Genomic DNA, 16,726 nt, shown 5'->3' with positions numbered 1-16,726 from the left:
CCCGGCTCTGCCCAGGGTGGCGCCGGGGTCACCGCGCCACAGCAGGTCGGAGGTGCCGCGCTCGGCGGGCTGCGGCCGGGCCGGGGCGGGCGGGCGGCGGACCGGCTCGACGGAGGACGACCGGCCGGAGCCGCCACCCCCGTGAACCAGACTCGTGCCGGGGCCCGGAGGCGACCCGGTCCCGTGCTCGCCGGTCTCCTCGTCGCCGGGCGCGGGTTTGGCGCCGCTGAGGTCGGAGAGCGCCGCCGCGGTGTCGGCCGCCCCGGCCGCGGCTGCATCCGGCGCGTTCTGCCGCAACCGGATGGCACGCAGCAGAGCGAGCAGATGCGGGTCCGATGCCGGTCCCGAGCCAGACGACACTGCCACCCCCGTGAACTCAGACGAACAGTACAACCGTACTGCTGTGGCGGACCCGCGGCCGCCCTGAGTTCCATCTTCCCGCAACCGCGACCACTATGCTGCGCCGATGATCGATATCCGGCCCGCGGCCCTGGCCGTCCTGACCGTCGCCGCGCTGTCCGGATGCGGTCTGACCGAGCTGATCACGTACGGATGCAGCGACCGGGACCGCGAGTTCGCCGGCACCCTGGCCGGCCTGCCCGTTCTGGCGGCCCACCCGGACGGCGCGACCGAGGTCGGTGCGGGCTCCGGTTGTGACGACGACGACGGGTTCGCGCACGCCGGCCGCAACTACCGCTCGGACCTCGACCGGGCGGCGATCCAGGACTTCTACCGCGCGGCCGCCGAGAAGGACGGCTGGGCTGCGGGCGGTGAGCGGACCGACGCGGCCACGAGCTGCTTCACCAGGGAGATCGACGGCACCACCGCCTACCTGTCGATCTGGTACCCCAGCGACTTCAACGACACGCCCGGCCTCGGCGACGCACCGGAGGACGAGTACGGCCTGAACGTCACCGCCTCCCACGACGGCGACGCCTGGTGCTGAGACCCTAGATCTCCTCGTCGTCGCGGCCGAGTTCCCAGAACGCCACCGCCGCCGCGGCGGCCACGTTCAGCGAGTCGACGTTGCGGCGCATCGGCAGCCGCACCGGCACGTCGCTGGCCGCCAGCGCGTGTTTCGACAGGCCCGGCCCCTCGGCGCCGAGCAGCAGCGCCGCCCGGGCCCGCTGTTGCGGGGCCAGCCGCTGCATGGCGACCGCCTCCGGCGCCGGGGTCATGGCGAGCACGGTGAATCCGGCATCCCGGACCCGCTGCAGCCCGTCCGGCCAGGGTTCGAGTCGCGCGTACGGCACCGCGAACACCTCGCCCATGCTGACCCGGACGCTGCGCCGGTAGAGCGGGTCCGCGCAGGTGGGCGAGAGCAGCACCGCGTCGATGCCGAGCGCCGCCGCACCCCGGAAGACAGCGCCGATGTTGGTGTGGTTGTTGACGTCCTCCAGGATCGCCACCCGCCGGGCGCCGGCGATCACCTCGTCGGCGCTGAGCAGGGGCGAGCGGTGGAACGAGCCGAGCACCCCGCGGTGCACGTGGAAGCCGGTGGCGCGCTCCAGCACGTCCGGGGTGGCCGCGTAGATCGGGGCGCCGTCGAGGTCGGCGATCTGATCCACCCGCTTGGCGTCGATCAGGTACGACCGGGGGCGGTAACCGGCCCGCAGCGCGCGGCGCAGCACCAGCTCCCCCTCGGCGATGAAGAGCCCGTTGGGCGGCTCCCACCTGGTGCGCAGTTCGAGGTCGGTGAGGGCTCGGTAGTCGCCGAGCCGTTCGTCGTCGGGGTCGGTGATCAGGTGAACGTCGGGCACAGGGGTCAGTCGATCCGATACGTGAGGTGGGTGGCCTGCCCGGACGGGCGGGCGTGGATCTGGCGCAGCCGGCGGGCCGGCAGGCCGGTGAACAGCGGGGTGCCGGCGCCGAGCAGCAGCGGCGCGAGGTGCAGCCGCACCTCGTGAGCCAGGCCGGACGCGATCGCGGCGCGGACCGTCTCGGCCCCACCCATGATGACCACGTCGCGGTCGCCGGCCAGCGAGACGCCTTTCGCGACCGCGCTCGCCAGCCCGTCGATGACGAAGGTGAAGCGGTCGGCCAGCCGCACCCGCTCCGGCGGGGTCCGGGTGACCACCAGCACCGGCGGCGCGGCGTTGTGAGCGGCGCCGTAGCCCCGCTCGTCGTTCCACCCGTGCGGGCCGTCGACCACGTCGAACAGCCGCCGGCCCATGATCACCGCACCGGTGGCGGCGACCGCCTCGTCGAGCACGTCGGCGTCGACCGGGTCCGGGTGCAGCGCCCAGGTGTGCAGTGCCTCGCCGCCGAGCCCGAGACCCTGCTCCGGGCCGGGATCGGGTCCGGTGACGAACCCGTCCAGCGAGATCGAGATGTCCGCGATCACCCTAGCCATGAACGCATTATCCGCCGTCCGGCGCCGCGCTCAGGCAGGGGGCAGCAGCCGCCCACCGGTCCAGGCCAGTCCCATCCCGGCGGCGAGCAGCAGCAACGCCCCGACCGTGGGCACCGGCGGGGCGACGTGCGCGCCGGCCCCCATCGCCAGCGCCGCGAGCATCAGCAGGATCCCGTCCGCCGGGTTGACCAGCTTCGAGCGGAACACCGCCCAGCCCAGCAGCAGCAGCCCGGTTCCGGTGATCATCCCGGCCGCGGTGACCATGCCGGGCACGTGGCCGGCGATCAGCGGCGCGCTCGCCACCACGGCGTCCGCGGGCAGGGCGGCGAGCGGCAGCAGCACGGTCGCGCCCGCCAGGGCGACCAGCAACCCGGCAAGAGCACACCCCCGGGTACGGGACCCGGCGAGCAGTCCGGCCAGGGCGATCAGGGAGACGGTGGCGAGCCAGCCGGCGAGCAGGCCGACGGCGAGCGGGCCGGGTGGGCTGTCCACGCCCAGGGTGAGCCAGCCGTACAGGACGGCAGCGGCCGGGAGACCCCAGAGGGCCAGGCGCGCGTATCGGCGGACCGACCAGATCCAGACCGCGTCGCGTACCGGAAAGTTGTCCAGCCCGCCGGTCGGCGTCGCGGCGCCGACCCAGGCCGGAGCGACCCGCAGCGGGCGGCCGCTCGCCGTCTGACGCTGGCTGATGCTCATGGCTCCTCGATCACAGGGCGACAAGCCGAGCGGCCGGGGGCACCGGTCGGATCCTGCTGGGAAGCATGCCAAAATTTCGGTACTAATGTGGCCGATACCACAAAACGGCAAGGCCGGCCCCGACCACCGGGACCGGCCTCGCCATGAGCGTCAGGCGCGCTCGTTCTGGTTCTCGTGGTAATCGGCACTGCCCAGCGCGGACGCCGGCGGAATCAGCCCGGACGCCGGCAGAGCCGCGGTGTCGTCCTTGCCGCTCACTTCAGCCTCCGCCGCCCGTACCTCGGCGTCCACCTTCTGCGCCTCCGCCGCCGCGGCCTCCGCGGCCGCTGCGGCCTCGCGTTCCACCGCACCCGAATCGACCTGCGAGGAGGGCAGGTCGCCGGCCATGTTCGCCAGGCCGCCGAGGGCGCCGCCGAGACCCTCCAGGGCCTTGGTCAGCTCGGTCGGCACGATCCACACCTTGTTCGCCGAGCCGTTGGCGATCTGCGGCAGGGCCTGCAGGTACTGGTACGCCAGCACCTTCTGGGACGGGTTGGCGGTGTGGATCGCGTCGAACACGGTCCGGATCGCCTTGGCCTGGCCCTCGGCCTGCAGGATGCGGGACTGCCGGTCACCGTCGGCACGCAGCACGGCGGCCTGCTTCTCACCCTCGGCGGTGAGGATGGCGGCCTGCTTGTGGCCCTCGGCGTTGAGGATCGTGGCACGGCGCTCACGCTCGGCGCGCATCTGCTTCTCCATCGAGTCGCGGATGCTCGGCGGCGGCTCGATCGCCTTGATCTCCACCCGGGTCACCTTGATGCCCCAGCGGCCGGTGGTCTCGTCCAGCACGCTGGACAGATGCTTGTTGATCTGGTCGCGGCTGGTCAGCGCGCGCTCCAGGTCCAGCGAGCCGATCACGTTCCGCAGCGTGGTGACGGTGAGCTGCTCGATCGCCTGCAGGAAGTGCGAGATCTCGTACGTCGCGCGGACCGGGTCGACGACCTTGAAGTAGAGCACCGTGTCGATCGAGACGACCAGGTTGTCCGAGGTGATCACGGGCTGCGGCGGGAACGAGACCACCTGCTCGCGCATGTCCACCTTGGTGCGCACCGCGTCGACGAACGGCACCAGCAGGTTCAGCCCGGGCGAGAGGGTGCGCTTGTACTTCCCCAGCCGTTCGACGACGTCCATCCGCTGCTGCGGGACGATCCGAACAGACCGGACCAGCGTGGTCACCGCGAAGACCGCGATGGCTATGACGAGGACCAGGATGATGACTTCCATGACGCCTCTCAATTGTGCGTGAAGGGGTGTTGCCTAGACGTCGGGAAGGTCGTCGTGCCAGACCAGGACCGTGGCGCCACGGACCTTGACGACCCTTACATGATCACCGGGGAGGAACGTCTCGCTGCCGTCGTACGCCCGGGCCTGCCACAGCTCACCGTCAATCTTGATCATGCCGTGGTCGGCGCCGACCTCATCGATGACCGTGCCGCGCGAACCCTCGATGGCCTCGATCCCGAACGGGGTCTCGCCGGACTCCAGGGCGGGCCGCGCGTGCCGCATGACAATCGGCCGGACGGCGGCGACCGAGACGCCGGAGACCAGCGCGAAGACGATGACCTGGACGAGCACCGGCGCGCCCAGGCCGGCCGCCACGGCGGCCGCTGCGGCACCCGCGGCGAAGAAGACCACAAGGATCGTCGCGGTGAAGGCCTCAGCGATCACCAGGGCAATGGCAAGGATGACCCAGAGTACGGCTTCCACATCAACGATCGTTACACGTCCGCGCACGTTCAGCGACGATCCGGGACGGCGTACCCGAATCGACGTCGAACAGTTAGACCATGAGTTCGCCACAGGAGGGACCCACCGTGTCGCTGCTTCCGGAGACCGGCCGCCGGATCGATGAGATCGTCGCCCGGGCACAGTCCACCGGCCGGGTGCCTTCGCTCGCCTGCGCGGTCGTCCGCGACCGGGCGGTGCTGCACTTCGCCGGCGCCGGGGAGCAGCCCCGGCCGGACCCGAAGACTCAGTACCGGCTCGGCTCGATCACCAAGACGATCACCGCGACGCTGGTCATGCAACTGCGCGACGAGGGCTTCTTCGCCCTCGACGACCTGCTCTACCGGCACCTGCCGGGTACCCCGATCGGTGGGGTGACGCTGCGCCAGCTCCTCGGGCACGTCTCCGGCCTGCAGCGCGAGCCGGACGGCCCGTGGTGGGAACGCAACCCCGGCGGTGACGTGGACAAACTGCTGGCCGACCTGACGTACGAGAAGCTGGCCGGCCCGCCGTACCGCCGCTACCGCTACTCGAATCTGGCATACGGGCTGCTCGGCGCGGTGCTGGAGCGGGTCACCGGGCAGAGCTGGGCGGAGCTCGTCGGCAAGCGCGTGCTCGACCCGCTCGGCATGAAACGCACCACCTACGCTCCGGTCGAGCCGTTCGCCCGCGGCTACGTCGTGCACGCCCTCGGCGGCGCGCTGCACGAGGAACCCCGCCCCGACACCGGCGCCATGGCCCCCGCCGGGCAGCTCTGGTCCACCGTCACCGACATGGCGAAGTGGGCCGGTTTCCTGGCCGACCCCGCCCCGACCGTGCTGGCCCGGGAGACCGTCGACGAGATGTGCGCCCCCGTGGTGATCAGCGACCTGGAGTCGTGGACCGGCGGGCACGGCCTGGGCCCGCAGCTCTACCGGGTCGGCGAGCGCGTCTACGTCGGCCACGGCGGCTCCATGCCCGGTTACGTCTCGCACCTGGCCGTCCACCGCCGCAGCCGCCTCGGCGTCATCGTCTTCGCGAACGCCTACGGCCTGACCGGCACCGGCATCAAGGACGTCAGCCTGGAGACGCTGACCACCGCCCTGGACAGCGAACCGGAGCCGGTCCCGGCCTGGCGCCCGCCGGCCCCGCCGCGGGGCGAGGCCGCCGAGGTGTGCGGCCGCTGGTGGTGGATGGGCCGCGAGTACGAGGTCACCCCCGACGGCGACGCCCTGCTGATGACCGGCCCGCACCACCGCACCCGCTTCGTCCGCGAGGCCCCCGACCGCTGGCGCGGCGTCGCCGGCAACAACGAGGGCGAGATCCTCACCCCGCTGCGCAACCCCGACGGCGCCGTCGAGCGCCTCGACATCGCCACCTTCGTCTACGCCCGCACCCCGACCCACCTCGCCTGACCACGGCCAGGTCTAGGCCAGGGCCGAAGCCGGGCTGGGCGGTGGCGCGGGGACCGGCGGCGGCGCCGCGGCCGGGGACGGCTGGGCGCGGCCGGTCAGGCCGAGGGCGAGGCCGGCGGACACGGTGGCGATGCCGAGCCAGACCAGCGGTTGCGGCGACGGCCCGCCGAGGGCCATGCCGGTGAGCGCGGCGGAGATCGGGGCGACGCCGGTCAGCAGACCGGCCCGGCCGGCGCCGAGGCGGGCCACGCAGGTGTACCAGAGCAGGAACGCCACGGCCGTCAGCAGGACCGCCAGGTAGGCGCCGGCCAGCAGGTCGTCGGCTCGCAGGCGGGTGACCGCGCCGGGGCCTTCGGCGAGCACGCCCACCGCGCCGAACAGGACGGTGGCCAGGGCGGTGGTGTGCACGGACACGCCGAGCGGACCGTGCCGGCCGAGCAGAGGAATCGCCAGCAGCGTGAACGCGGCCTCGCAGGCGAAGGTCACGGCGGCCCAGAACAGGCCCACGCCGTCGGTGCGGCCGAGGCCCTGCACCAGGCCGGCGCCGAGGGTGACCACGATCGCGGCGGCCAGGACGCGCGGCGCCGGGCCCCGGCCCTCCAGGAGAGGGCCGCCCACGGCGAGCAGGATGGGTACGCAGGCGACGGCCACCCCGAGTACGGCGGGTTCGGCGTGCTTGCTGCCCTGCACCAGGGCGACGTTGAAGAAGAGCAGTCCGGTGGCGGTGACCCCGAGCAGCCACAGCCATTCGGTGCCGCGCGGCCGGTGCAGGCTCGTGCGGGTCCAGCGGGCCCACGCGAGCAGGAGCAGGCACGCCAGGGCGTACCGGAGACTCTGGACGGTCAGGTACGGCGCGTCGGCGAGACGGCCCGAGACGGCTGCGCTGCCGCCCACGAAGGCCATGCCGACGGCTCCGGCGAGGATCGGGAGTGCTTTCACGCCCTTGATGCTCGTCCCGAGTATGGTCCGTTTCGAGGACCAATCAAGGCGGGATGAGGTGGACCAATTTCCGGCTCGGACTTTCTGCAGCTGCGCCCGGAGGACGCGCCCGCGAAAGGGCTGACCGACTGGCTCGCCGACGGGCTGCGCGACGCGATCGTCACCGGGCGGCTGACACCGGGAGACCGGTTGCCCGCCACCCGGCTGCTCGCCGGGGAGCTGGGCATCTCCCGGGGTGTCGTGGTGCAGGCCTACCAGCGGCTGGTCGACGAGGGACTGGCCGGGGCCCGCACCGGCTCCGGGACGGTCGTCACCGGGCACGGCACCCCCGCCGGGCACCGGCCGGCCGGCGACCGCCGCCGCACCCTGGCCGAGCTGCGGCTGCCGCTGTCCCGGGCGGAGGGCATCGACCTGGACCTGTCGCCGGGCGTGCCCGACCTGTCGGCGTTCCCGCGGACCGCCTGGTTGCGGGCCGAACGCGCGGTGCTGGACCGGGTCACCGGCGGCGACCTCGGATACGGCGACCCGGGCGGCACCCCACGACTGCGCGCCGAGCTGGTGGGCTGGCTGGCCCGTACGCGTGGGGTGCGGGCCGAAGCGGACGACGTCGTCGTCTGCGGCGGCGTGGCGCAAGGTCTCGCCCTGCTCGCGCACGTCCTGCGTGGCCACGGCACGGACGCGGTCGCGGTCGAGGACCCGGGCTCGCGCGGCACCTGGGACCAGATGGCGTTCTGGGGGTGCCGGCCGGTCGGGGTGCCGGTCGACGAGGAGGGCCTGCGGGTGGACGAGCTGGCCGCGTCCGGGCTGGACGTGGCCGTGCTGACGCCGGCACACCAGTTCCCGACCGGTGTCGTGCTCAGCCCGCGACGGCGCCGCGACCTGCTCGCCTGGGCGGAGAACCGGCTGGTGATCGAGGACGACTACGACGCGGAGCACCGCTACGACCGGGCGCCCGTCGCCGCGCTGCAGGGTTCGGCGCCGGAGCGGGTGGCGTACGTCGGCAGCGTCTCCAAGTCGCTGGCGCCCGGCATGCGGGTGGGCTGGCTGATCGCGCCGCGCCGGATGCAGGCCGAGCTGCTCGCCGCGAAACACGCCAGCGACCTGGGCAACCCGGCGCTGCCGCAGCTGGTGCTGGCCGAGCTGATCGCCTCCGGCGACTACGAGCGGCACCTGCGGGCGGTGCGCACCCGGCAGCGGCGGCGCCGGGACGCCCTGCTGGACGGGCTGCGCACCCACCTGCCGCAGGCGCGGGTGACCGGGGTGGCCGCCGGGCTGCACCTGCTCGTCATGCTGCCCGGGCACGACGACGACACACTCCTCGCGGAGCGGGTGGCCGCCTGCGGCGTACAGGTGCATCCGCTCAGCTGGCACCGCCAGCGACCGGGACCGCCGGGCCTGGTCCTGGGATATGCCGCGCAGGCGCCGGACCGCCTCGCCGAGGCCGCCGAGCGCATCGGCCGCGCCCTCAGTCCTCCAGGACCGTGACGAAGTCGATCAGCCGCTCCATCGAGTTGATGAGGGGCGTCTCGACGTCCTTGTAGCTGCGCACCGATCCGAGGATCCGGCGCCACATGTCGGCCGGCTCGCGGACGCCGACCGCCGCGCAGACGCCCTCCTTCCACGGCTGCCCCGGCGGGATGACCGGCCACGCCCGCAGGCCCACCCGCTCCGGCTTCACCGCCTGCCAGACATCCACGTAGGGATGACCGGTGACCAGCACGTTCGGATCGGTCACCGCGACCACGATGCGGCTCTCCTTGGAGCCCGGCACCAGATGGTCGACGAGGACGCCGAGACGCCGCCGCGGACCGGGCCGGAACTCGGCGACCGCGCCGGCCAGGTCGTCGATGCCGTTCAGCGGCTCCACCACGACACCCTCGACACGCAGGTCGTCGCCCCAGATCCGTTCGATCAGGGCGGCGTCGTGGACGCCCTCCACCCAGATCCGGCTGGCCTTGGCGACCTGCGCCGGCGCATTGTCGACCGCGACCGAGCCGGAGGCGGTGATCCGGCGCTCGCGCTGCCTGTGCACGACCGGCTTGCGCAGCGTCACCGGCGACCCGTCGAGCAGGAACGCGGCCGGGGCGAGCGGGAAGTTGCGGCGTTTCCCGTGCCGGTCCTCCAGCACCACGGCGCCCAGCTCGAACCCGACGACCGCGCCGCAGAAGCCCGAGTCGACGTCCTCGACCACCAGATCCGGTTCGGCGTCCACCTCCGGTATCACCTTGCGGCGGCGCCAGTTCCCCGCGAGCACATCCTCCCCATACATGGATCGCACGGTAACCCGCGATCACGGACACGCGGCCGGTGACGCTCCGGGCCGAGACAAGTCTCCGCGCCGCCACGTACCCTTGCTCGCATGTCACCCGCAGCTGAGGCGGCCACCCGGACCGCCCGCCGGTCCACCCGGTTCGTGGCCTGGGTGCGTGCCTGGCGTGCCGGGCTCGTGCCTTTCGACGAGCTGGCCGACGAGATCGCCGCCGACGAGGAGCACCTCGTCGCCGACGCCCCGGGCACCTGGACCGACGTCCCCCTCGCCCAGGGCCTGCCGGTCTTCGCGAAGCTGCACCCCGACGAGATCCGGCTGGTCCTGCCCGCCCCCGGCGACCCGCGCGGCCTGCCCGGCCCCGGCGAGCTGACCGGCGCCGCGCTGCTGGCCGGCGAGGCGGTGATGACGCCCGAGTTCGGCGTCGTGCCCGAGGTGCGCCGGCACACGTCCGGTTCCGGGGTGGAGTTCGAGACCGTGCTCTGGCGGGTCATCCCCGCCCCCGAGCACCGGCCGGTGTTCCAGATGGGCGCCGCCGAGGCGGAGGCCGAGCTGACCACCGCCCTCGCCGAGGCCACCACCCAACTGACCAAGCTGGACGTCGCCCAGTGGAAACCGGAGCTGGCCGGCGCGCTGCAGGCGCTGCGGCGCCCGGAGAGCACGGCCACCCTGCCACCCGGCTTCGACCCCCGATCGCGCCGGCTCTTCGCCCGGGCGACCGTGCTCGACCAGGTCCTGGCGCTCGCCGGCACCAGCGCGCCGGGCGGCGCCGTCAACGGCTACGAGGCGCAGGCCCGCGACGCGGCCCTGCGCCCGCTGACCGCCGCCTGCCGCCAGGCGCTGGTCGCGGCGTGCAACTCGCCCCTGCACCCGTGATGCCGGACCGCCACGCCCACTGCACGTACTGCGGCGCCCGCTTCACCACCGGCCAGCCGTGGCCGCGCCGCTGCGCGGCGTGCGGCGAGACCAGCTACCTCAATCCGAGCCCGGTCGCGGTCGCCGTCCAGCCGGTCGGCGGCGGCCTGCTCGCGGTGCGCCGCGGCATCCCGCCGGCCATCGGCCGGCTCGCCCTGCCGGGCGGCTTCATCGACGTCGGCGAGACCTGGCAGGCCGCGGCGGTCCGCGAGCTGTTCGAGGAGACCGGCCTGGTCGCCGACCCGGAGAAGGTCCGGCTGTACGACACGATCAGCGCCCCCGACGGCACCCTGCTGATCTTCGGCCTGCTGCCGGCGCTGCCCGGCGCGGCGGCCCTGCCGCCGGCCCCGGCGACCCAGGAGGCCCTGGGCCGCGAGATCCTCTACGGCCCGACCGAGCTGGGCTTCAGCATCCACACGGCGATCGCCACGCGTTACTTCGCCCAAACCCAGACCCAGCGGTACGTCTGACGCCCGGGGATCACCAGCTTCCCGGTGACTGCCCGGGATCAGTCGATCAGACCGGCGTCGACGAGTTCGGCCAGCAGCCGCTGGATGGCGGGCGCACAGCGGCCGGCCTCGGCCGAGGAGAACCAGGCCAGCTCGGCGATCTCGTTGGCCGCCGCCGGCTCGCCGTCGGCCGGGCCGAGGAAGCAGACCAGCCGCACCCGGGTGCCCGGCGGGCGGTTGTGCGCCGGCGCCTCGATCGTGGTGAACAGGCGCAGCGCCGCCGGGTCGACCGGGATGCCGACCTCCTCGCGCACCTCCCGGGCCGCGGCCTCGGCGTGACTCTCCCCCGCCTCCGGCTTGCCGCCCGGCAGGTAGAAGGCGTCCGAGCCGTCGGCCCGGACCACCAGCACCCGCCGGTCCCGCACGCACACCCAGGCCGCGGCGACGACCTCCGGGAGACTCAAATCTCGTCGATCAGGTCGGCGACCGAGTTGATGATCCGCGACGGCCGGTACGGATAGGTCTCGCTCTCCATCCGGCTGCTGATGCCGGTGAGCACCAGGATCGTCTCCAGCCCGGCCTCCAGCCCGCACAGCACGTCGGTGTCCATCCGGTCGCCGATCATCGCGGTGGTCTCGCTGTGCGCGCCGATCGCGTTGAGCGCCGAGCGCATCATCATCGGGTTCGGCTTGCCCACGAAGTACGGCTTCACCCCGGTCGCCTTCGAGATCATCGCGGCGACCGAGCCGGCCGCCGGGAGCAGGCCCTCGTTGGACGGGCCGGTGGCGTCCGGGTTGGTGCAGATGAACCGGGACCCGGCGCTGATCAGCCGGATCGCCTTGGTGATCGCCTCGAAGCTGTAGGTGCGGGTCTCGCCGAGCACCACGTAGTCCGGGTCGAACTCGGTCAGCACGTAGCCCGCCGCGTGCATCGCGGTGGTCAGGCCGGCCTCGCCGATCACGTACGCCGTGCCGCCGGGCCGCTGGTCGGCGAGGAACTGGGCGGTGGCCAGCGCCGCCGTCCAGATCGACTGCTCGTCGACCTCGAAGCCCATCCGGTAGAGCCGGGCCTGCAGGTCCCGCGGCGTGTAGATGGAGTTGTTGGTGAGGATCAGAAACGGCTTGCCGGACGCCTTCATCCGGTTGACGAACTCGGGGGCGCCCGGCACCGGCTCACCCTCGTGGACGAGGACTCCGTCCATGTCGGTGAGCCAGCTCTCGATCGCCTTGCGCTCCTTCATCAGGATGCCTTTCGTCGCGCGGGTGGGGGGCAACAGTCGGCGGGGCAGACGTCCCAGATCGGCAGCGTACCGAGCGTGGCACGTGCTTGATCATCGGTCCGCTCCTGTACGAGTTCCCGCACCATTGCGACGAACTTCGGGTGAACGCCGGGGGTGCCCGCACGGGCGTACCCCAGGCCGAGGCGGGCGGCGGTGTCCTTCGCCTCGTTGTCGAGGTCCCAGATCACCTCGAGGTGGTCGGAGACGAAGCCGATCGGGCTGACCACCACGTCGGTGACACCCTTCTCGGCCAGCGTTTCCAGGTGGTCGTTGATGTCCGGCTCCAGCCACGGGACCTGCGGCGGACCGGAGCGGCTCTGCCAGACCAGGTCGTAGCCGAGGTCCATCGCGGCGGCGGCGTGCACCAGCCGGGCGGTCTCCTCCAGCTGGGCGTTGTAGCGGCCACCGGTGGGCCCGGCGGTGTTCGCCATGCTGACCGGGATGGAGTGCGCGGTGAAGACCAGCCGGGTGGTGGCCCGGCGGGCCGGGTCGAGCGTGCTGAGCGCCGACGAGACAGCGGCGGCGTGCGGCTCGATGAAGCCCGGGTGGTCGTGGAACTGCCGCAACTTGGCAATCTTGGGGGCGCGCGGGCCGACGTGAGCCCGGGCCGCGGCGATGTCCTCCCAGTACTGCTTGCACGAGGAGTACCCGCCGTACGCGCTGGTGGCGAAGCCGAGCGCATGCTCGACGCCGTCGTCGCGCATCTGCGCGACGGTGTCGGCGAGCATCGGTTGCCAGTTGCGGTTGCCCCAGTACGCGGGCAGGTCGATGCCGTGCTCGGCGAACTCGACCTTCAGAGCCGCCAGCAGGTCTCGGTTCTGTTGGTTGATCGGGGAGACCCCGCCGAAGTGCATGTAGTGCTCAGCCACTTCGGCGAGGCGCTCGTCCGGAACACCGCGCCCGCGCACCACATTGCGCAGGAACGGCATCACGTCATCGGGTTTCTCGGGTCCACCGAAGGAGAGCAGGACGAACGCGTCGTAAACCACCCGCCCATCCTGCCACCGCGTCACGCGGCAAGCGCGTGGTAACCCCCGTCGACGTGCACCATCTCACCCGTGGTGGCCGGGAACCAGTCGGACAGCAGGGCACAGACCGCGCGAGCGGTCGGCTCCGGGTCGGTCAGGTTCCAGCCGAGCGGCGCCCGCTGGGTCCAGGCGTCCTCGAAGTCGCTGAAGCCCGGGATCGACTTCGCCGCCATGGTGCGCAGCGGGCCGGCCGACACCATGTTGCTGCGGATGCCCTGCTTGCCGAGGTGCATGGCGAGGTAGCGGGACGCCGACTCGAGCCCGGCCTTGGCCACGCCCATCCAGTCGTAGAGCGGGTACGCCTTGGTGGCGTCGAAGGTCATCCCGACGATCGAGCCGCCCGCCTGCATCAGCGGCAGGCACGCGGTGGCGAGCGACTTGTACGAGTACGTCGACACCTGGAACGCCTGGGCCACCTCCTCCCAGGTCGTCTCGAGGAAGGCGCCGCCGAGGGCGTTCTGCGGGGCGAAGCCGATGGAGTGGACCACGCCGTCCAGTCCGTCGACGTGCTCGCGAACCCGGTCGGCGAGGCTGTCCAGGTGCTCCTGGTTGGTCACGTCCAGTTCGATGACGGGCGCCGGCTCCGGCAGCCGCTTGGCGATCCGCTCGACCAGCGAGAGCCGGCCGAACCCGGTGAGCACCACCTTGGCGCCGTTCTCCTGCGCCAGTTTCGCCACCGAGAACGCGATCGAGGCGTCGGTGATCACCCCGGTGACGAGCAGCCGTTTACCGGCCAGCAATCCAGACAAGGTCTCTCTCCTGAAAAAGTTATCTCGGAACGTCAGTGGCCCATGCCCAGGCCACCGTCGACGGGAAGCACGGCGCCCGAGATGTACGCCGCGCTGTCGCTCGCCAGGAAGGTCACCGCCGCCGCGACCTCGTCGGCGGAGGCGAGGCGACCCGCCGGAACCGCCTTGATGATCTCGGCCTTGCGCGAGTCGGGCAAGACGGCGGTCATCTCGGTCTCGATGAAGCCGGGCGCCACCACGTTCGCGGTGATGTTGCGGGTGCCCAGCTCACGGGTGATGCTACGGGCCATGCCGACCAGGCCGGCCTTGCTCGCCGCGTAGTTCACCTGGCCGGGGCCGCCGTACAGGCCGACGACCGAGGAGATGAAGATCATCCGGCCCCAGCGGGCGCGGAGCATCTTGGCGCTGGCCCGCTTCGCGCACCGGAAGGCGCCGGTCAGGTTGGTGTCGAGGACCCGTTCGAACTGCTCCTCGGACATCCGCATCAGCAGCGTGTCGTCGGTGATGCCGGCGTTGGCGACCAGCACCTCGACCGGGCCCAGCTCGTTCTCCACGAAGGTGAAGGCGGCGTCGACGGCGGACGCGTCGGTGATGTCGCACTGCACGCCGAACATGCCCTCGGGAACGCCGCTGCCGCGGTGGGTCACCGCGACCCGGTCACCCTGCTTCACGAACGCCTGGGCGATGGCCAGGCCGATTCCGCGGTTTCCGCCGGTCACCAGAACGGTGCGAGCCACAGCGCACTCCTTCGTCACGTCGTACCCAGGTAGGGGGTGCCGGGTGGCACCGCAGGGTCACGACAGCCGCACACACGCGCCGTAACCTGCTGGGAATGGAGACTATCGGCCCTGAGTCGCGTGGCGGAGTGATGGGGCCGCTGACTTACCTAACGTTCAAAAGGGAAACGCCGAGGCCACCGGCCAGCAACCGGCGCCTCGTGCTGGCGATGCCGTTGATCCTGCTGGCCCTGGCCGGCCTGGCCGCCATGGCCGGCGCCTACCTCGCATCGAGCCGCGAGATCGACAAGTCCCTGATCGCGGTCATCGCGGTCGGCTCGGTGCTGCCCGTGGTGATCGCCTACCGCCGCCCGGTCCTGGCCTGGCGCCTGACCTTCATCATGCTCTTCGTCGGTTCGGTGAACGTCGGTCCCAGCGAGCCGTGGCCCTGGAACACCGTGCAGATCCTCGGCTCGCTCTTCGTCATCGGCCGGCTCGCGGCGACCCAGCAGTCGCTGATCACCGTCTGGGCCACGACCCTCAGCCTGATCCCGATCTTCCTCTACGCGCCGGACGCCAACGCCTGGGGCGCCGCCGTCCTGACGATCGCGGTCGCCGCCCTCGGCGACACCGTCTCCCGCCGCCGCCGCACCCGGGAACTGATCGCCGAGCAGTCCGAGCTCACCGAACTGGAGCGGGCCCGGCGGGCGGTGCTGGAGGAGCGGGCCCGGATCGCCCGGGAGATGCACGACGTGGTGGCCCACCACATGTCGATGATCGCCGTGCAGGCGGAGACCGCGCCGTACCGGGTCGAGGGGCTGTCCGAGCCGGCCCAGCACGAGCTGGCCGCGATCGCGACCGCCGCCAGGGCCGCGCTCACCGACATGCGGCGCCTGCTGGGCGTGCTGCGGGCCGAGCACACCGAGGCCGACAAGGAGCCACAGCCGGGGTACGACGAGATCACCGCCCTCGTGACCACGGCGCACCGGGCCGGCCTGCCGGTGACCGCTGACCTGCCCGAGCTGACCGACCTGCCCGAGGCGGTAGGGCTCACCGCGTACCGGATAGTGCAGGAAGCGCTCGCCAACGCGGCGCGGCACGCGCCGGGCGGCCCGGTGTGGCTGGTCGCTCGCGCCGACCCCGACCATCTGGAGCTGGACGTCCGCAACGAGCTGACCGGCCCGGTCCGGCCGTCCCGCCACGGGCACGGACTGGTCGGGATGCGCGAGCGGATCACACTGCTCGGTGGTGAGCTGACCGCCGGCCCCGACAGCGACGGCGGCTACCGAGTGCTCGCCCGGATTCCCCGGCAACCGGAGGTGCAATGATCAAGATCCTGATCGCGGACGACCAGGCGATGGTGCGGCAGGGCTTCGGCGCGCTGCTCGGCGCCCAGCCCGACCTGCTGGTCGTCGGCGACGCGGCGAACGGGGCGGCGGCCGTCGAGGCCGCGCGTGAGCTGCGGCCGGACGTCGTGCTGATGGACGTGCGCATGCCGGTGATGGACGGCCTGGAGGCGACCCGGCGGATCATCGGGCCGAAGGTGCTGATCCTGACCACCTTCGACCTGGACGACTACGTCTACGAGGCGCTGCGCGCCGGCGCCAGCGGTTTCCTGCTCAAGGACGCCCCGGCCGCCGACCTGGTGCAGGCGGTCCGGGTGGTGGCGGCCGGTGAGGCGCTGCTGGCGCCGTCGGTGACCCGTCGCCTGATCGCCGAGTTCGCCGCCCGGCCGCACCGCGACCGGCCCCGGCCGGTGGCGCTGAACGCGCTCACCCCGCGCGAGACCGACGTGCTGCGGCTGATCGCCCGCGGCCGGTCCAACACCGAGATCGCCGCCGACCTGGTGGTCGCCGAGCAGACCGTGAAGACCCACGTCGGCCGGATCCTGGCCAAGCTCAACCTGCGGGACCGCGCTCAGGCTGTGGTCTTCTCCTACGAGACCGGGTTGGTTGCCGCTGGAGAGTGACCCGATTTTCTTAAGTCGCGCTTAAGGAGTACGCTCCCAGACGGTTCTCAGGCCCGACGACTGGTGGAGGTGATCGCTGTGCGAGATAGCGATCCTCCTAGTCGCGGCCGGGACACTCGTCAGCCTCGCTGACCAGTTCTCTTCCCCGCGCAGATCCCAGGCCCAGCCCTGCGCGGGTTTCCGGCCGCGACGTGACCCTGACCTCGTTC

The 16,726-nt window shown here is 72.5% G+C and carries 19 protein-coding genes and 1 pseudogene; 7 read left to right on the top strand and 13 right to left on the bottom strand.

The features are described 5' to 3' along the window. Positions 1–360, bottom strand: a pseudogene (locus AB0F81_RS24970) (flavohemoprotein); the annotation flags it as partial. A 106-nt stretch (positions 361–466) separates the two neighbouring features. On the opposite strand from AB0F81_RS24970, the gene AB0F81_RS24965 reads away from it, so the two are divergent. Beyond that, entirely contained in the window at positions 467–946 is a 480-nt protein-coding gene (locus tag AB0F81_RS24965) for a hypothetical protein (RefSeq protein ID WP_360200929.1), read from the top strand. A gap of 4 nt (positions 947–950) precedes the next feature. On the opposite strand, the gene AB0F81_RS24960 is transcribed toward AB0F81_RS24965, so the two are convergent. The 5 genes from AB0F81_RS24960 to AB0F81_RS24940 all read right to left on the bottom strand — a co-directional run bounded on the left by AB0F81_RS24960 (position 951) and on the right by AB0F81_RS24940 (position 4,795). Then, positions 951–1,769 carry an RNA methyltransferase gene (locus AB0F81_RS24960; protein WP_360200939.1) on the bottom strand — a complete coding sequence of 273 codons (819 nt, stop codon included), beginning with the start codon at positions 1,767–1,769 and terminating at the stop codon, positions 951–953. Then, positions 1,766–2,353, bottom strand: a complete 588-nt coding sequence (locus tag AB0F81_RS24955; protein ID WP_360200927.1) for a dihydrofolate reductase family protein — start codon at positions 2,351–2,353, stop codon at positions 1,766–1,768. The genes AB0F81_RS24960 and AB0F81_RS24955 overlap by 4 nt, the downstream gene beginning before the upstream one ends. Before the next feature lie 30 nt (positions 2,354–2,383). Beyond that, positions 2,384–3,049 carry a hypothetical protein gene (locus AB0F81_RS24950; protein WP_360200925.1) on the bottom strand — a complete coding sequence of 222 codons (666 nt, stop codon included), beginning with the start codon at positions 3,047–3,049 and terminating at the stop codon, positions 2,384–2,386. 150 nt (positions 3,050–3,199) lie between these two features. Beyond that, positions 3,200–4,312 (bottom strand): SPFH domain-containing protein, encoded by a 1,113-nt coding sequence (locus tag AB0F81_RS24945; RefSeq protein WP_360200924.1) that lies wholly within the window; start codon positions 4,310–4,312, stop codon positions 3,200–3,202. A gap of 33 nt (positions 4,313–4,345) precedes the next feature. Then, positions 4,346–4,795 carry an NfeD family protein gene (locus tag AB0F81_RS24940; RefSeq protein ID WP_360200922.1) on the bottom strand — a complete coding sequence of 150 codons (450 nt, stop codon included), beginning with the start codon at positions 4,793–4,795 and terminating at the stop codon, positions 4,346–4,348. 107 nt (positions 4,796–4,902) lie between these two features. On the opposite strand from AB0F81_RS24940, the gene AB0F81_RS24935 reads away from it, so the two are divergent. Continuing rightward, the gene (locus tag AB0F81_RS24935; RefSeq protein ID WP_360200938.1) at positions 4,903–6,207 is read left to right on the top strand and encodes a serine hydrolase domain-containing protein; all 1,305 of its coding nucleotides are present in this window, start codon (positions 4,903–4,905) and stop codon (positions 6,205–6,207) included. 12 nt (positions 6,208–6,219) lie between these two features. Here AB0F81_RS24935 and AB0F81_RS24930 read toward each other — a convergent pair whose 3' ends face one another. After that, a complete protein-coding gene (locus AB0F81_RS24930; RefSeq protein ID WP_360200920.1) occupies positions 6,220–7,146 on the bottom strand; it encodes a DMT family transporter in 927 nt (308 codons plus the stop codon). A gap of 66 nt (positions 7,147–7,212) precedes the next feature. Here AB0F81_RS24930 and AB0F81_RS24925 point away from each other — a divergent pair, with 66 nt between their 5' ends. Next, positions 7,213–8,631 (top strand): PLP-dependent aminotransferase family protein, encoded by a 1,419-nt coding sequence (locus AB0F81_RS24925; protein ID WP_360200936.1) that lies wholly within the window; start codon positions 7,213–7,215, stop codon positions 8,629–8,631. Here AB0F81_RS24925 and AB0F81_RS24920 read toward each other — a convergent pair. After that, positions 8,612–9,415, bottom strand: a complete 804-nt coding sequence (locus AB0F81_RS24920; protein ID WP_360200918.1) for a DUF3097 domain-containing protein — start codon at positions 9,413–9,415, stop codon at positions 8,612–8,614. The two genes, AB0F81_RS24925 and AB0F81_RS24920, sit on opposite strands and share 20 nt — an antisense overlap. 90 nt (positions 9,416–9,505) lie before the next feature. Between AB0F81_RS24920 and AB0F81_RS24915 the strand changes: the two genes are divergently transcribed. Then, entirely contained in the window at positions 9,506–10,288 is a 783-nt protein-coding gene (locus AB0F81_RS24915) for a hypothetical protein (protein ID WP_360200916.1), read from the top strand. After that, the gene (locus AB0F81_RS24910) at positions 10,288–10,797 is read left to right on the top strand and encodes an NUDIX domain-containing protein (protein ID WP_360200935.1); all 510 of its coding nucleotides are present in this window, start codon (positions 10,288–10,290) and stop codon (positions 10,795–10,797) included. The genes AB0F81_RS24915 and AB0F81_RS24910 overlap by 1 nt, the downstream gene beginning before the upstream one ends. 38 nt (positions 10,798–10,835) lie before the next feature. Here AB0F81_RS24910 and AB0F81_RS24905 read toward each other — a convergent pair whose 3' ends face one another. The 5 genes from AB0F81_RS24905 to AB0F81_RS24885 are packed head-to-tail and all read right to left on the bottom strand — an operon-like array spanning position 10,836 to position 14,569. After that, complete coding sequence (locus AB0F81_RS24905; protein WP_360200915.1) at positions 10,836–11,240, bottom strand: NUDIX domain-containing protein; 405 nt, start codon at positions 11,238–11,240, stop codon at positions 10,836–10,838. After that, complete coding sequence (locus AB0F81_RS24900) at positions 11,237–12,016, bottom strand: HAD-IIA family hydrolase (protein WP_360200913.1); 780 nt, start codon at positions 12,014–12,016, stop codon at positions 11,237–11,239. Before AB0F81_RS24900 ends, AB0F81_RS24905 begins: the two co-directional genes overlap by 4 nt. Next, positions 12,016–13,044: a ferrochelatase gene (locus AB0F81_RS24895; RefSeq protein WP_360200911.1), complete on the bottom strand. Its 1,029-nt coding sequence runs from the start codon at positions 13,042–13,044 to the stop codon at positions 12,016–12,018. The genes AB0F81_RS24900 and AB0F81_RS24895 overlap by 1 nt, the downstream gene beginning before the upstream one ends. Positions 13,045–13,064: 20 nt before the next feature. Continuing rightward, positions 13,065–13,832, bottom strand: coding sequence for an enoyl-ACP reductase FabI (gene fabI / locus AB0F81_RS24890; RefSeq protein WP_328467420.1), 768 nt, complete (start codon positions 13,830–13,832; stop codon positions 13,065–13,067). Positions 13,833–13,864: 32 nt separating this feature from the next. Next, positions 13,865–14,569, bottom strand: coding sequence for a beta-ketoacyl-ACP reductase (locus tag AB0F81_RS24885; protein WP_360200909.1), 705 nt, complete (start codon positions 14,567–14,569; stop codon positions 13,865–13,867). Between the two features lie 209 nt (positions 14,570–14,778). Here AB0F81_RS24885 and AB0F81_RS24880 point away from each other — a divergent pair, with 209 nt between their 5' ends. Together AB0F81_RS24880 and AB0F81_RS24875 are read left to right on the top strand one after the other, a co-directional pair. Next, positions 14,779–15,876 carry a histidine kinase gene (locus tag AB0F81_RS24880; protein WP_360200907.1) on the top strand — a complete coding sequence of 366 codons (1,098 nt, stop codon included), beginning with the start codon at positions 14,779–14,781 and terminating at the stop codon, positions 15,874–15,876. Continuing rightward, on the top strand, positions 15,873–16,517 hold the full coding sequence (locus AB0F81_RS24875) for a response regulator transcription factor (protein WP_360200905.1): 645 nt from the start codon (positions 15,873–15,875) through the stop codon (positions 16,515–16,517). The genes AB0F81_RS24880 and AB0F81_RS24875 overlap by 4 nt, the downstream gene beginning before the upstream one ends. Positions 16,518–16,726 lie beyond the last annotated feature (209 nt).

Origin of the sequence: Actinoplanes sp. NPDC024001 (assembly GCF_040638955.1) — a bacterium.
Taxonomy (GTDB): Bacteria; Actinomycetota; Actinomycetes; order Mycobacteriales; family Micromonosporaceae; genus Actinoplanes.
The sequence above is the reverse complement of the archived record's forward strand: the minus strand, read 5'-3'. Positions and strand labels throughout refer to the sequence as shown.